The following is a 12802-nucleotide window of genomic DNA, read 5'->3' on the forward strand; positions in this document are numbered from 1 at the left end:
CGCTTTTTCCCCTCGACAGGCTAAGCAAACAAAAATACCATCGTCAATCATGAATGGGACAAATGTATCAAGCACGATTCTGGAACGGCTGGCCAAAGAGCTGCCCGACCTGACACCCGAAGCCCGCAAGGCGGCCACCTATGTGTTGGAAAACCCGCGCGATGTAGGGGTTTCGACGGTGCGCGAGATTGCGCAGGCAGCCAACGTCAAGCCCAACACCGTGGTGCGGATGGCACGCCAGGTGGGCTTTGTTGGCTACGAGGATTTCCGCACCCCTTTCCGCGACGCGATCCGCCGAGGTGCTGCCGACTTTCCCGACCGTGCGCGCTGGTTGCAGGACATCCGCAAATCGGGCGATCTGGGCGGGCTTTATGCGGATATGATCAACGATGCGCTGCGCAATATCGAAGACACATTCGCCGCAATTTCAACCGACGATCTCAAGGCCGCCGCCGAGGCGATCTGGGCTGCGCGGCGGGTCTTCACGCTCGGGGTTGGCGTGAATAATTCCGCGGCGCGGAATTTCACCTACCTCGCCTCGACAGGCATGACGGAATTCCACGCGATCCCGCGGCCGGGGTCGACCCCTGTCGATGATCTGGCCTGGGCCGATGGCCGCGACGTGCTCGTCGCGATGACATTCAAGCCCTACCGCACAGAAGTCGTCGAAGCGGTCGAGATCGCCCGCGAACAAGGCATGACGATCATCGCATTGTCCGACAGTCCGGCCAGCCCGATCCTGCGCGGTGCGGATCACGGGTTTGTCGTCTCCGTGGACACGCCGCAGTTTTTCCCCTCGTCCATCGGCACCATTGCCCTGCTTGAAACGCTTTTGTCCTTTGTGATTGCCGTCGCGAGCGACGAAATCCCCAAACGAGTCGAGACCTTTCACAAACGCCGGCACCAGCTTGGCCTATATTATGCGGAGGATAGATGACGGCACCGATCCGGTCGCTTGATGCGCGATATTATACCGACGCCACCGTGTTCGAGGTGGAATGCGCAGGGCTGCTGGCGCGCACCTGGCAATTCGGATGCCATGCGTCCGAACTAGAGGGGGTCGGCGCCTACGCCACGTTTGAAATCGCGGGAGAAAGCCTGTTTGCAATCCGCGGCCGAGACGGGAAGATCCGTGTCTTCTACAACGTCTGCCAGCACCGTGCTCATCAATTGGTCAGCGGATCAGGGACAACGCGGGTCGTCGTCTGCCCCTATCACGCCTGGACCTACGAGCTGACAGGAGAATTGCGGGCCGGCCCGAACCTGAAGGCCGTTGATGGGTTTGACAAATCATCCGTTTGCCTGACCGAGGTCAGGGTCGAAGAGTTCCTTGGCTTTGTCTTCGTGAACCTCGATCCCGATGCGGACCCCATGGAAACATGGTTTCCGGGCGCACGGGCTGAGCTGGAAGAGTGGGTGCCCAACTGGGCCGATCTGAAGCCGCTTGAATGGGTGGAAATTCCCGAAAACTGCAACTGGAAAGTCTCGGTCGAGAATTATTCAGAATGCTACCATTGCTCGTTAAACCACCCGACCTTTGCCAATGGCGTTGTGAAACCGGAAACCTATGACATCCAGCCCCAGGGCATGTGTTTGCGCCACACAACAGAATGTCAGGCGTTGGACCAGATGACCTACGACATCAACTCGGGGTTCGAGCATGCACACGAATACTCCAGTTGGTTCCTCTGGCCGATGGTGTCGTTTCAGGTCTACCCCGGCAATGTGTTGAACACCTATCACTGGCGCGCCGTGGACAAAGACCACGTGATCGTCTGGCGAGGCTGGTATTCGGTAGGCGGGATCGACGATGAAAAGATCCGCCTGTTGGCCAAGCAGGACCGCGCGACCACCGTGGAAGAAGACATCCATCTGGTCGAAAGCGTGCAGCGGGGTTTGCAGTCACGCGGCTACAAGCCCGGCCCGTTGGTGGTGGACCCCAAAGGCGGGGTCAATTCCGAACATCCCGTGATGCACCTCCAACGCTGGATGAAAGACGCCATTGATGGCTGATACCTTAATGCCAACGCAATGGACGGCAGACCAAAAGCTGTTCCCGCATCAGGTCGGGTTTACCTGCCCTCCCTTTGACTATGATGCGGCCCCCTCGGATTTCTTGCGCATGTCGCCCGACAGTGTAGGGGTGCACGGCTGGATGCTGCATGTGCCCGATTACGCCCATGGACTGGACCAGCGCAAAGCGAACTTCGGCATGATGGATGACTTTGTGCATTGCATGGCCCGCAATGGCGTGGATGTCTGCGGGCAAGTCGGGTCAAACTGGGTCCATGCCAGCGGACTAGGCGTAGAGGGCATTCGCCAGCATTGTGCGGATCTGTCCGACAAGTACGAAACGCGGTTTCACATGGCGGGCTATGCCATGGTCGAGGCTTTGCGCCACATGAACGTCGAAAAGGTCGCGCTGAACGCGGCCTACCATTGGCCCGACTGGTGGCAAGGCACCGAAGGCTTCCTGCGCGAGGCCGGGTTCGATGTGCTTTGGGCGGGCAACTTCGTCGATCAGGGCTGGTTCCCCGATCAGGATACCGTCAATGCCAAACGTTGGATATTCGAGGGCGATCTGTTTGAGCGCAGTTTCGATTTTGTCGCCGAAAAGGCCCCCGACGCCGATGCCTATCTGATCAACGGAATGTGCAATTTCCGCTCTGGTCCGTCGGGTCTGCCACAACGCCCCCTGCATCTGGCCCGCGCGATGGAAGCCCGTTTGGGCAAGCCTGTGATCGGCCATGATACAGCACTGTATTGGCGGATCATGAAAGACCTGCGGATCGCGCCGACCACGCCACAAAGCATGCTGCTGGAGAGCCTCCATGCATAAAATCGTAGCACTTTGGGCCATCCCACGATCCACATCGACGGCGTTTGAATGGATGATGCGCCAGCGTGGCGATCTCGACTGTCTGCATGAGCCTTTCGGCGAGGCATGGTATCAGGGCGAAGACCCGCTTTGGCCCCGTTTCAAGGACGGGGAGAAAACGACCAAGGGTCTGACGATCGAAAGCGTGTGGGATGATATTCAGAACCGCGCCGCGACTGGCCCTGTCTTTCTCAAGGACTTTCCGCATTACATCAACCACATGTGGACGCAGGAATTTCTCGGGCATTTTACCCATGCCTTCCTGATCCGCGATCCGGCCAAGACGATTTCGAGCATGTACAACAAGTGGCCCGATTTTGATGAGCTTGAGGTCGGGTTTCCCGAACAACGCGCCCTGTTCGACCTGCTGACCGCCTTGAGCGGCACGCCGCCCCCTGTCATCGACAGCGACGATCTGCTTGAAGATCCCGACGCCATGGTCGCGGCGTTCTGCGACGCGGTGGGCATCCCGTTTCTTCCTAAGGCAATGTCATGGACCCCGGGCGGGGATCCGTCGGCCCATTCGTGGTGGGATGGGGGCAGCTTTCACGCCAATCTGGCGCAATCAACCGGCCTGACGGCACAGGTGCGCCGATACGTCGAAGTGGTGGACGCCCCCGAACGGGTGCGCCGAGTCCACAGGCGGATGAAACCGCATTACGATCACCTCTACCAACACCGGATCAAACCGACATGAAGACCTATTGGCAAAATTACATTGATGGCACGTGGTGTGATGGCGGAGCCGGCCGCATCGACGTGATCAACCCCGGAACCGGTGAAAAGCTGGCCGAACAGGCGCTTGCCGATGCCGGCGATGTGGACCGTGCGGTCATGGCGGCCCGTCGGGTCCACCTGTCCGGCGCCTTGTCGGATCTGCGCCCCGTTGAACGGGGCCGGATGGTGCGGGCCATGGGCCGCTACCTTCTGGACCACATCGACGAGATTGCGCCCGTTCTGACGCTCGAACAGGGCAAGCCCCTTTGGGAGGCGCGGATCGAAGTCGAAGGGGCCGCGCGCTATTTCGAATATTATGGCAATCAGGCTGAAACCGTCGAAGGCCGTTCGATCCCGCTTGGCAAAGACTATTTCGACTTCACCACCTACGAGCCCTTTGGCGTGTCCGCCCAAATCATCCCCTGGAACTATCCCGTTGAAATGACGGCACGGTCCCTGTCGGCCGCCCTCGCCACGGGCAATACCTGCGTTATCAAAACACCCGAACTCACACCGCTCAGCAATGCATGGTTCGCCCAAGCGGCCGAGGCTGTGGGCTTGCCCAAAGGCGCGGTGAATATCCTGTGCGGCTTGGGCCATCAGACGGGGGCGGCCCTGTCCGCGCACCCGCATGTGAACCAGATCGTCTTTACGGGATCGGTGCCAACAGGCATCGCCATTGCGACGGCTGCCGCTCAGAATGTCGTGCCATGCGTGCTGGAACTTGGCGGCAAGTCCGCGGCCATCGTCCATGATGACGCCGATCTCGCGGCGTTTGAAAACGATGTGCGGTGGGGCATCTATTTCAACGCGGGACAGGTTTGCTCTGCAATGAGCCGGGTGATTGTCCATGACAGCGTTCATGATGAACTGGTTGATCGCATGGTCGGCGTGGCACAATCCTTGACCGTGAAACCCGGTGTCGAGCAGCCTGAATTCGGGCCGACAATGGGCGCGATGGTATCCGAAGGTCAGCGCGACCGCGCCGCACAAATGGTGAGCGACGCTGAGATGCAAGGGGCCAAGGTCGCGACAGGCGGGCGCAAATTGAACATCCCCGGCGCATTCCTTGAGCCAACCATCCTGACCGACGTGACCCCTGATATGACCGTCGCAAATGAGGAAGTGTTCGGGCCAGTTCTGTCCGTTTTGAAATTCTCGTCCGACGACGAGGCCATCAAGATCGCCAACAACACAGCCTATGGATTGGTCGGCGGTGTCTTTACCAGCAACCTTGATCGGGCAACGCGGGCCGCGAGGCACCTGCGCGCAGGTCAGGTTTTTGTGAATGAATGGTACGCAGGCGGAGTAGAGACGCCTTTCGGCGGCTACGGTAAATCCGGCTATGGCCGCGAAAAGGGCCGCGAAGCCTTGTGGAATTATGTGCAGACGAAAAACGTCGCAATACGGTTGAAGGGATAAGAGATGAGCGCATTTGACGAAGATCTTTTCTTAAAGGGACTAGAGCAACGCAAAGCCACGCTGGGGGCGGAATACGTTGAAAAGAACCTCGCCTCCGCTGATGATTTTACCCGCCCCTTTCAAGAGGCGATGACAGCATGGTGTTGGGGGTTCGGCTGGGGCGATGAGGTGATCGACGCCAAGACACGTTCGATGATGAACCTGTCGATGATCGGAGCATTGGGCAAGATGCACGAGTGGGAAATCCATTGCCGCGGCGCGATCAATAATGGTGTCACCACAGACGAAATTCGCGCAATTATTCATGTCATCGGGATTTACTGCGGCGTCCCTCAAGCGCTTGAGTGCTTTCGCGTTGCGCGTAAAGTTCTGGAGGACGCTTAGCTCTGCGTAGGGGTGCACAAGATGAGGCGGTTGGGTTTTCAATCGTCTAAGCGCTTTGCATAAACAATCCCACTGCAAGGGCGGAGATTGCAGCCAAGCGATCGTTAACGGACCTGTCTTGAACGGCTGAAAAGTCCCGCGCTCCTAACCTGCAAGTGCCGATGTTTTCTGCTCCTGCAGCGAAGGTCCGCAATGCGGGGTGCGACCGCAGCATCCAAACAAGGTGCTCAAGGTCGGCTCTGGGCCGCCAGCATCCAAGACTGAAACCCCGGTGAGAAATCTGCAGGTCTTGCCGCAGCGCAGGCTTCAGGAGAACAAGTTATCGAACCGCCCAATTTGAACCAGACTTTCGACCGACCGCGCTAGCGCCGAGTCGAGCGTAACAAATGCGTCGGCCTGCAACTTGGTCAAAACCCAACCCGGCCCAATCTTTGGACAGCCGCCAATAGAATGAAAGCGAATGGGTCTTCAAATTCGGGATGTCGGTTGAAAGGGCCGTCGTGTTGGGGCAATCGACTGTCAATGTTCTCATTCGCGGTGCAGGTCGTTGATCGTCTTGCCAATTGGTGCCGTAGACGCGAACCGGATCACGTCGTTGCCAGGGGCGCAGCCAAGGTCTAGTTCGCGGCCAGAGTCACGGCCCGATACTCCGCATGAAATTGCAAGCGATCCAGCAAGAGCCGGGTCGCCGGTCCGCAGGTGTGCTGACGAAGGTGCGTCGCATAGATCGGGAGACCTTCTTTTGGAGCTGTATCTTCTTCTACTTCGATCCGGACGAGTGTGCCGTCGGCCAGATACGCGGCGACTATGTGTTCTGGCATGCGGCACCAACCAAAGCCTGCGGCAAGAAAGTCCAAGCGACGATTGAGGTCGGCGAACCTCCAAACGCGCGGGCTGGCCAACCCGAAGTTCGGACCGCTTGGATTGTCGGGATCCGACAAAACGAGCTGCACATGATCAGCAAGGTCCATCGCTGTTGCAGGTCGTGCTAGCGAGGCGAGCGGGTGGGATCTGGCGACAACGGGGAGCATATGCGTGCGCATCAAGGCGTAGACCTGTACATCGTCGGGAACTGTGGGCAGCAGGGTGCAAACCCCAAGGGCCGCTGTTCCGTCCCGCACACGACGCAAAGGTCCACCCAGTGCTTCTGTCGAAAATGAAATCGGTAGGTCTGGATAGTGGTCGCGAAGATCTTGCAAAGCACGCAGAAGTGGCTCGCTCGGCACAAGCGGATCGATTGTAAGTCTTAGCTCGGCCTCAAGTCCCTCGGAAGCCCCTTGTGCGATGCGTTCAAACCGCGCGGCGGACGCCAACACATGTCGTGCTTGATCGACCAACACACGGCCAGTCTCCGTCAGCGTCGGACGATAGGCGGAGCGATCAAAGATCGTGACGCCTTGGATTTCCTCAATCGTGGAAACAGATTGGCTAATCGCTGACTGAACACGTCCCAAGGCGCGCGCTGCCGCGGAAAAGCTGCCTTCGTCCACAACGGTGACGACAACACGTAACTGTTCGAGGGTAAGAGCAGAGATCATAAGCATCTCTTCTGATGATGGAGATCATCACATTTACATCACTTTCATTGAAAGTAGAACAGGCGATATTGCTGTCATCAAAGTGTTTCTCGGTGCGCTTCGCACCGCACAATCAAAGGATGGTAGCATGCCCAAGCTTCTCGTGATCGACAGCAGCCCCCGTGGACCAGCGTCAGTCTCTAGAACAATGACCGATCGTTTTGTTGCAGATTGGAAAGCTGCGCACCCGGATGGCGAAGTCCGGCGCAGGGACCTCACATACACCGGCCTCGAGTTTGTGACCGGTCCTTGGCTGAAAGCGTATTTTACGCCGCCACCTGAGCAGACTGATGCGGATAAAGCGGCGCTGGCACTGTCTGATACGCTCGCTCAAGAGGTGCTGGATGCCGACGAGATTGCCATCAGCACCCCGGTCTACAATTATAACGTGCCTGCAATCCTCAAAGCGTGGATCGACCACATCGTTCGCAAAGGCATGACGCTCGGCATGAACGGTATGGGCCTTGTGACGGACACGAAGGCGACAGTGCTCATCGCCTCAGGTGGTGTCTACACCGAGGGCTCGCCCATCGCGCATCGTGATATTGCGCCGCAATACCTGCGTGTGGTCCTCGAAGCGATTGGCATCACCGATGTCACGATTATCGCCGGAGGCGGGGCGAAGGCCGTCGACATGGGCGAAGCAACGATGGACGGTTTCGTGGACACCCTGGCCGCGGACATCAAGGCTGCCGCGGCGTGACCTATCAGGCACCGATTGGGACAGGTATTGGCCACGTGCATTTGAGCGTGGCCGATTTGGATCGCGCAATCGCGTTTTATGAAGGTGTCTTGGGGTTTCATCTTCAGGCGCGGATCAGAAACGCTGCGGCATTTCTTGGCGCGCGCATGCCGGATGGCAATGTCTACCACCACCATATTGGCCTCAACACGTGGCAAAGCAGAGGTGGCACGCCGGCACCCCCCGGGCACACAGGTCTCTACCATGCAGCGATCCTCCATCCTGATCGCAAGGCGCTTGGCGTTGCGACACGCAGAGTCCTGGAGGCAGGCATCCAGCTCAGCGGCGCGACAGATCATGGGATCTCCGAGGCGGTCTATCTCGATGACCCAGACGGTAACGGTATCGAGCTCTATCGGGATCGCCCGCAAGCGGACTGGCCTCGCGACGCAGCTGGAAACCTGGTTATGGATCTGAAGCCGCTAGATGTGCCCGCACTTCTCGCCGAGGCCGAGTAGGTGCACGCGTGATAAAGCACATTGTTCTCTTCAGATTTCGGGACGATGCGCCAGAGGAGAAAGCTGCCGCATTGATGGCAGAATATGGCAGCTATGTCGTGGTTTCTTCAAGCTCAACACCGGGTGCATGAAGGCCCTTTGTTGATCCGGTGAATATTTCAAACCCGTCAGCAGTCACGCCAATTGAATGCTCAAACTGTGCTGACAAGGACTTGTCTCGGGTCACAGCCGTCCAGTCGTCTGCCAGCATCTTTACGTCGCCACGCCCCAGATTAATCATCGGTTCCACCGTAAAAATCATACCCTCCCGCAGTTCTAATCCTTCCCCGGCTCTTCCGAAGTTCAGAATGTTGGGGGAGTCATGGAAAACCTGACCGATGCCATGGCCACAGAAGTCGCGGACAACCGAACACCGCTGAGACTGCGCATAGGACTGGATAGCATGGCCGATGTCGCCAAGACGAGCACCGGGACGCACTACGCCGATCCCACGCATCATAGCTGTATACGTAATCTGGATAAGCCGCTCAGCCGCTCGCTTTGGCTTGCCTACCGCATACATTCGGCTTGAATCGCCGTACCAACCTTCATGGATCAACGTTACATCGACGTTGACGAGATCGCCATCACGCAACTTCTTCTCATTGGGGAAGCCATGACAAACAACGTGATTCACCGATGTGCAGCAGGCATATTTGTAGCCCTTGTATCCAAGGGTTGCAGGTATCGCATCATATGAAACTGCAAAGTCCAACACATAAGTGTTGATGTCTGATAGCGGGGTGCCGTGACGGATCAGATCAGCCACGCCGTCCAGACAGGCAGCGGTTAACGCACCAGCTCTACGCATCCCCTCGAAGGCGTCCGGTCCGTAGAGTTTGATGCTTTCAGTCCTGCGTGCGTCTTTTGCGGGCGGGGCTACTGGCACATTGATATAGCTATCCATCTGGCGTTCTCTCCCTATACTGGGGGTAGACGAAGACTTATATGAATCATACACGTTTCGTATATCTTTAGTGAGGAGACGCATCAATGGGCATCGTAAAGATCGGTGACGGACTACATGAAGATATCCGCAAGGCCAGCACTGTTATGTGTAGGTCGATTAATGCGCAGGCTGAGTTTTGGATAAAGGTCGGAATGTTGGCCGAAACAAATCCCGACAAGACTTTCAATGAGATTGTCGCACGCCAACTCAGGGAAGCTGATGTGAAGCTACCTGAGATTGAGGCTGCATAAGCAGCCGTTGGTTCTGTTATGGCGAACCAACAAAGCCCGCGCTGTCGCCGAACCGACGTTGCCTGTGCCACCAATGATGATGTACATGCATACCCCTGGTTCTATTTTTTCATTGGATAGTCGCGACCGATTTCGCGAAAACCGACACTAGTGTAGAGGTTTCTTGCAGCGGGGTGCGCAGCGCCACCGAGACATGCAACGAGCATGGTTTCCCCGCCAAGTGCTTTGACCTTTTGCATGCCGTACAGCTGCAGCGCACGCCCTAGCCCTATCCGGCGATAATCCGGATGGGTTCCGACTGGCTCAAATTCCGCGACGAGACAAAACTCATCAAACCATATGATCGCACTAGCGACCACCAGGCCACTCGGCGCTTGAACAAACACATGCAGTTCTTTCCGGTACGGCCACATGCTCTCAAGCCGTCTGAGTGACGTTTCGGTAAAGATCGAAGAGTTCCAGGACGCCTGATGCACGTCTACAATCTCGCGTCGGGTAACGTCTTCGGCAGTCAGAAATCGAAAACCGTCAGGCAATTCTGGCGTTTCGATATCATCAAGCGACCGCATGTTGAACTGGGTCCAATACCCATCTTCGGCACCGTCTTCTTCATCGAATGCAAAGCCGCGCTGTTCGGCAATTCGTCGAGCCACATCATCTGCGGTCTGTAGAATCACGCTTTTGTCGAGACCTTGTGCCACATCCTCAAACCAATCAAAAACAGCATCGATCAGGTTTGGACGCCCAGGATAGGTTTGCCAAATGAGTTTGGCGACTTCATTTTTGCGCAATCCACCATCGGGTTTCTCGACTCCGTAGGGCAGAACAACCCACGCCCAAGCTGCGATGTTGCCAGCTTCTCCCCAAAGTCGTTGCCGCCAATAAGGTTGAAGCGTGTCGCAGTCCTTTCCCCAGTTCCACGCCAATTCACCCACAGTTGCTTCCGCATTCAGCAGATCGGGACCGATCGCGCACACACGCTGCGACAGCTCCTGCATTTGCCGAAGTGCTCCGAGATCAAAGCGGTCCATGCTCGTGGTCCTAACAGTTGAAAACCTCGCCTCGCACATATCGTCGCAGCCAATATGGAGCAATTGCGTTGGAGGCTAGATACGAATGTCTGCTGACCCTGACTGTCAGCACAGATTGGGTTTGTCCCTGACCATGCCTGGGAACGGTCGCTATACTCAGCACACGATTGGAATGATTGCCGGGCAGGACCATCAGCATGCGAAAGACCTATCATGGAAGCTGCCACTGTGGCGCAATCGCTTTTGAGACGGATATTGATCTGTCGGAAGGGACGAACCGCTGCAATTGCACGTTCTGCCGCAAAACGCGGAACTGGACGGCGGCCGCAACGCCAGATGCGTTTCGTATTACCAGAGGCCACAAATGGCTCAGGCGGTATGATGCCAGCGGCCAGAGTATCAACGCGCACTGTTTTTGCGGGAAGTGTGGTGTACGTCTGTTCAGCGAGGGCGATATTCCTGAACTCGGAGGCGCTTACGTGGCCGTAGCCATCGCGACACTTGACGATGTTGATGACGAAGCACTCAGTGAAGCGCCGGTCAATTGGATGGATGGCCTAAACGACAATTGGTGGGAGGCTCCGACGCAGACAAGGCACCTTTAGCCAAGGGAAGCGCCAACAGCTTGGCACCGTTGCCTCGCTTCACTCCAGGCATATCGGCATGGAATGATGCTCGTGAGAGAATTGCCACTTTCCTCTGACCTTTTCGAAACAAAGGGTGAGGCGACAGTGAGCGTCCGGACCGCCCCCGATGGTTAGAAGGCCATGCGCGAAAGCAACGGTATCGCCTGCGACAATCTTCAGGTTTTCAACGCGAAACCGGTCTGGACCGGGTGAATTATGCGCAAAGAAAAGCTCCCATCCTTCCCGATAGGCGGCAAGGCCCTCAATCATCAACGGCTCTGGCACATCGTACATGACGATGTCGTCCGAGTGATCAGGCCAATACAGTCCGAAGATCACTCTCGCAGATGGCCGTCTGCCATCTCAGGACAAGCTTTTTGATTTCACTTGCGTCCGAAGCCGTCATGTCAGCAACCTCTCCCTCATATCAAACCAGTGAACTTGAGCCTCTGCCAACAGCGCCTTGCTCCCCCGAACTCGGACTACGACCTTCAGCTGATGTCCCGTTAGTCTACGATCTGCCCGCAGGTCACGTTGATGGCCGATGCCGTCATTGCTGTTGCACGGTCGGAGGCAGCGAGTACTGCAGCGTCAGCGACCTCCTCCGCACGAGGAAAGCGCTTCAGCAACGTGTCGTTCTTCATCTGCTCAAGATAATCGGACTCCGCGATACCGGCCTGGTCACCGCGTTCATCGGCGGCGACATCGTCTGCGAAAGTCTCTGGTGAGCCGGCTGAGCGTAGCCAAGCCACCCTAACACCGACGGGACCTACCTCTGCCGCCAGCCCCCGGTAGAACCCTTCAATGGCGCAGCAATAAGCACCAAAACCACCGACCAACGGAAGCGCCAAGCGGGAAGGTGTGGCAGTCAGGGCCAGAATGACGCCGGATCCCCGCGCTTCCATTTTGCGGGCAGCGTCAGTTGCGGTATTGAAGTGAGCTTCAGCACCGATGGCGATTGGCCGAAGAAAATCCGCCTTCGACATCTTGGTCAGTTCAGTGCCCTGATCATCCGTAACACCGATCAGGTTGAACGAGATGTCGATAGGGCCTGCCGAGGCCTCGATTTCATTGGCATGATCACTAACTGCGCCCGCATCCAGAGCATCGACAGTCGAGACGGTCGCAATCCCACCCTCGGCGTGAATGCCATCGGCAACGGCTTCAAGGGATCCGGCATTCCGACCGCAGAGATAGACAGCCGCACCATCGCGCGCGAACGCTGCCGCTACGTGTCGACCGATACTTCCACCGGCCCCATAGATGACCGCATTCTTTCCCGACAACAGCATCCTCAATACATCCTCCCAACTGGCTGAACATGACCGACCTGCACAGTTGGTAATGGAAACTGATGGAACCGCCTTCCGGCCCCACCCTGCATACTGAAGGCGATACACAGATGAGCTTTTAGTCCACTATTCATCCTCTGGATCCTACGTGTCTTCTGAGTCGAGTAGCGATATTCACAAACTTGACATTTATTTACGTTGATATCAACATAAAAGAATGCAGACCGAATTATCCTACGGCGACACAATCGAGGTTCGCGACCGGTGCCTCTGCTTTCGTGCGCAGCGCGCGGCGCGTGCCCTCGCCCGGCGATTTGACAACGCCTTTCGACCCTTTGACATTAAACAAGGGCAGTTTTCTCTATTGATGGCACTCAACCGTCCTGACCCACCGACGATTGGTGAGGTCGCAGCATTCCTCGCCATGGATCGCACG

Annotated in this window: 15 protein-coding genes and 1 pseudogene; 11 read left to right on the plus strand and 5 right to left on the minus strand. The window is 57.0% G+C overall.

The window, feature by feature from the left end:
• Window positions 1–49: 49 nt before the first annotated feature.
• Genes SLH47_RS24870 through SLH47_RS24895 form a run of 6 tightly spaced genes read left to right on the plus strand, consistent with a single transcriptional unit; the run spans window position 50 to window position 5401 of the window.
• Window positions 50–937 carry a MurR/RpiR family transcriptional regulator gene (locus tag SLH47_RS24870; RefSeq protein WP_320243666.1) on the plus strand — a complete coding sequence of 296 codons (888 nt, stop codon included), beginning with the start codon at window positions 50–52 and terminating at the stop codon, window positions 935–937.
• Complete coding sequence (locus tag SLH47_RS24875; protein ID WP_320243668.1) at window positions 934–2013, plus strand: aromatic ring-hydroxylating dioxygenase subunit alpha; 1080 nt, start codon at window positions 934–936, stop codon at window positions 2011–2013. Before SLH47_RS24870 ends, SLH47_RS24875 begins: the two co-directional genes overlap by 4 nt.
• Window positions 2006–2839, plus strand: a complete 834-nt coding sequence (locus tag SLH47_RS24880; RefSeq protein ID WP_320243670.1) for a hypothetical protein — start codon at window positions 2006–2008, stop codon at window positions 2837–2839. Before SLH47_RS24875 ends, SLH47_RS24880 begins: the two co-directional genes overlap by 8 nt.
• Window positions 2832–3575 (plus strand): sulfotransferase family protein, encoded by a 744-nt coding sequence (locus tag SLH47_RS24885; RefSeq protein ID WP_320243671.1) that lies wholly within the window; start codon window positions 2832–2834, stop codon window positions 3573–3575. Before SLH47_RS24880 ends, SLH47_RS24885 begins: the two co-directional genes overlap by 8 nt.
• A complete protein-coding gene (locus tag SLH47_RS24890) occupies window positions 3572–5017 on the plus strand; it encodes an aldehyde dehydrogenase family protein (RefSeq protein ID WP_320243672.1) in 1446 nt (481 codons plus the stop codon). Before SLH47_RS24885 ends, SLH47_RS24890 begins: the two co-directional genes overlap by 4 nt.
• Before the next feature lie 3 nt (window positions 5018–5020).
• Window positions 5021–5401, plus strand: a complete 381-nt coding sequence (locus SLH47_RS24895) for a carboxymuconolactone decarboxylase family protein (protein ID WP_320243673.1) — start codon at window positions 5021–5023, stop codon at window positions 5399–5401.
• A 617-nt stretch (window positions 5402–6018) separates the two neighbouring features.
• On the opposite strand, the gene SLH47_RS24900 is transcribed toward SLH47_RS24895, so the two are convergent.
• Entirely contained in the window at window positions 6019–6939 is a 921-nt protein-coding gene (locus SLH47_RS24900; RefSeq protein ID WP_320243674.1) for a LysR family transcriptional regulator, read from the minus strand.
• A gap of 127 nt (window positions 6940–7066) precedes the next feature.
• On the opposite strand from SLH47_RS24900, the gene SLH47_RS24905 reads away from it, so the two are divergent.
• Both SLH47_RS24905 and SLH47_RS24910 read left to right on the plus strand, forming a co-directional pair.
• Window positions 7067–7681 (plus strand): FMN-dependent NADH-azoreductase, encoded by a 615-nt coding sequence (locus SLH47_RS24905; protein WP_320243675.1) that lies wholly within the window; start codon window positions 7067–7069, stop codon window positions 7679–7681.
• Window positions 7678–8178, plus strand: coding sequence for a VOC family protein (locus SLH47_RS24910; protein WP_320243676.1), 501 nt, complete (start codon window positions 7678–7680; stop codon window positions 8176–8178). The genes SLH47_RS24905 and SLH47_RS24910 overlap by 4 nt, the downstream gene beginning before the upstream one ends.
• Window positions 8179–8269: 91 nt before the next feature.
• Here SLH47_RS24910 and map read toward each other — a convergent pair whose 3' ends face one another.
• Complete coding sequence (map, locus tag SLH47_RS24915; RefSeq protein ID WP_320243677.1) at window positions 8270–9124, minus strand: type I methionyl aminopeptidase; 855 nt, start codon at window positions 9122–9124, stop codon at window positions 8270–8272.
• Window positions 9125–9210: 86 nt separating this feature from the next.
• Here map and SLH47_RS24920 point away from each other — a divergent pair, with 86 nt between their 5' ends.
• Window positions 9211–9417, plus strand: a complete 207-nt coding sequence (locus SLH47_RS24920; RefSeq protein WP_320243679.1) for a ParD-like family protein — start codon at window positions 9211–9213, stop codon at window positions 9415–9417.
• Between the two features lie 101 nt (window positions 9418–9518).
• On the opposite strand, the gene SLH47_RS24925 is transcribed toward SLH47_RS24920, so the two are convergent.
• Window positions 9519–10448 carry a GNAT family N-acetyltransferase gene (locus SLH47_RS24925; RefSeq protein ID WP_320243680.1) on the minus strand — a complete coding sequence of 310 codons (930 nt, stop codon included), beginning with the start codon at window positions 10446–10448 and terminating at the stop codon, window positions 9519–9521.
• A 197-nt stretch (window positions 10449–10645) separates the two neighbouring features.
• On the opposite strand from SLH47_RS24925, the gene SLH47_RS24930 reads away from it, so the two are divergent.
• Window positions 10646–11053, plus strand: coding sequence for a GFA family protein (locus SLH47_RS24930; protein ID WP_320243681.1), 408 nt, complete (start codon window positions 10646–10648; stop codon window positions 11051–11053).
• A gap of 39 nt (window positions 11054–11092) precedes the next feature.
• Here the strand turns inward: SLH47_RS24930 and SLH47_RS24935 are convergent, their stop codons facing one another.
• Entirely contained in the window at window positions 11093–11413 is a 321-nt protein-coding gene (locus SLH47_RS24935; protein ID WP_320243683.1) for a YybH family protein, read from the minus strand.
• A gap of 167 nt (window positions 11414–11580) precedes the next feature.
• Complete coding sequence (locus SLH47_RS24940; protein WP_320243684.1) at window positions 11581–12366, minus strand: SDR family NAD(P)-dependent oxidoreductase; 786 nt, start codon at window positions 12364–12366, stop codon at window positions 11581–11583.
• A gap of 217 nt (window positions 12367–12583) precedes the next feature.
• Here SLH47_RS24940 and SLH47_RS24945 point away from each other — a divergent pair.
• Window positions 12584–12802: pseudogene (locus SLH47_RS24945) on the plus strand (MarR family transcriptional regulator); the annotation flags it as partial.

The organism is Cognatiyoonia sp. IB215182 (assembly GCF_033963905.1).
Classification (GTDB): Bacteria; Pseudomonadota; Alphaproteobacteria; order Rhodobacterales; family Rhodobacteraceae; genus Yoonia.

What these genes read in the sequence shown, in the direction of transcription:
- SLH47_RS24870 (WP_320243666.1), top strand. Translation starts at nt 50, where the DNA reads ATGAATGGGACAAATGTATCAAGCACGATTCTGGAACGGCTGGCCAAA.
- SLH47_RS24875 (WP_320243668.1), top strand. Translation starts at nt 934, where the DNA reads ATGACGGCACCGATCCGGTCGCTTGATGCGCGATATTATACCGACGCC.
- SLH47_RS24880 (WP_320243670.1), top strand. Translation starts at nt 2,006, where the DNA reads ATGGCTGATACCTTAATGCCAACGCAATGGACGGCAGACCAAAAGCTG.
- SLH47_RS24885 (WP_320243671.1), top strand. Translation starts at nt 2,832, where the DNA reads ATGCATAAAATCGTAGCACTTTGGGCCATCCCACGATCCACATCGACG.
- SLH47_RS24890 (WP_320243672.1), top strand. Translation starts at nt 3,572, where the DNA reads ATGAAGACCTATTGGCAAAATTACATTGATGGCACGTGGTGTGATGGC.
- SLH47_RS24895 (WP_320243673.1), top strand. Translation starts at nt 5,021, where the DNA reads ATGAGCGCATTTGACGAAGATCTTTTCTTAAAGGGACTAGAGCAACGC.
- SLH47_RS24900 (WP_320243674.1), bottom strand. Translation starts at nt 6,939, where the DNA reads ATGATCTCTGCTCTTACCCTCGAACAGTTACGTGTTGTCGTCACCGTT.
- SLH47_RS24905 (WP_320243675.1), top strand. Translation starts at nt 7,067, where the DNA reads ATGCCCAAGCTTCTCGTGATCGACAGCAGCCCCCGTGGACCAGCGTCA.
- map (WP_320243677.1), bottom strand. Translation starts at nt 9,124, where the DNA reads ATGGATAGCTATATCAATGTGCCAGTAGCCCCGCCCGCAAAAGACGCA.
- SLH47_RS24920 (WP_320243679.1), top strand. Translation starts at nt 9,211, where the DNA reads ATGGGCATCGTAAAGATCGGTGACGGACTACATGAAGATATCCGCAAG.
- SLH47_RS24925 (WP_320243680.1), bottom strand. Translation starts at nt 10,448, where the DNA reads ATGGACCGCTTTGATCTCGGAGCACTTCGGCAAATGCAGGAGCTGTCG.
- SLH47_RS24930 (WP_320243681.1), top strand. Translation starts at nt 10,646, where the DNA reads ATGCGAAAGACCTATCATGGAAGCTGCCACTGTGGCGCAATCGCTTTT.
- SLH47_RS24940 (WP_320243684.1), bottom strand. Translation starts at nt 12,366, where the DNA reads ATGCTGTTGTCGGGAAAGAATGCGGTCATCTATGGGGCCGGTGGAAGT.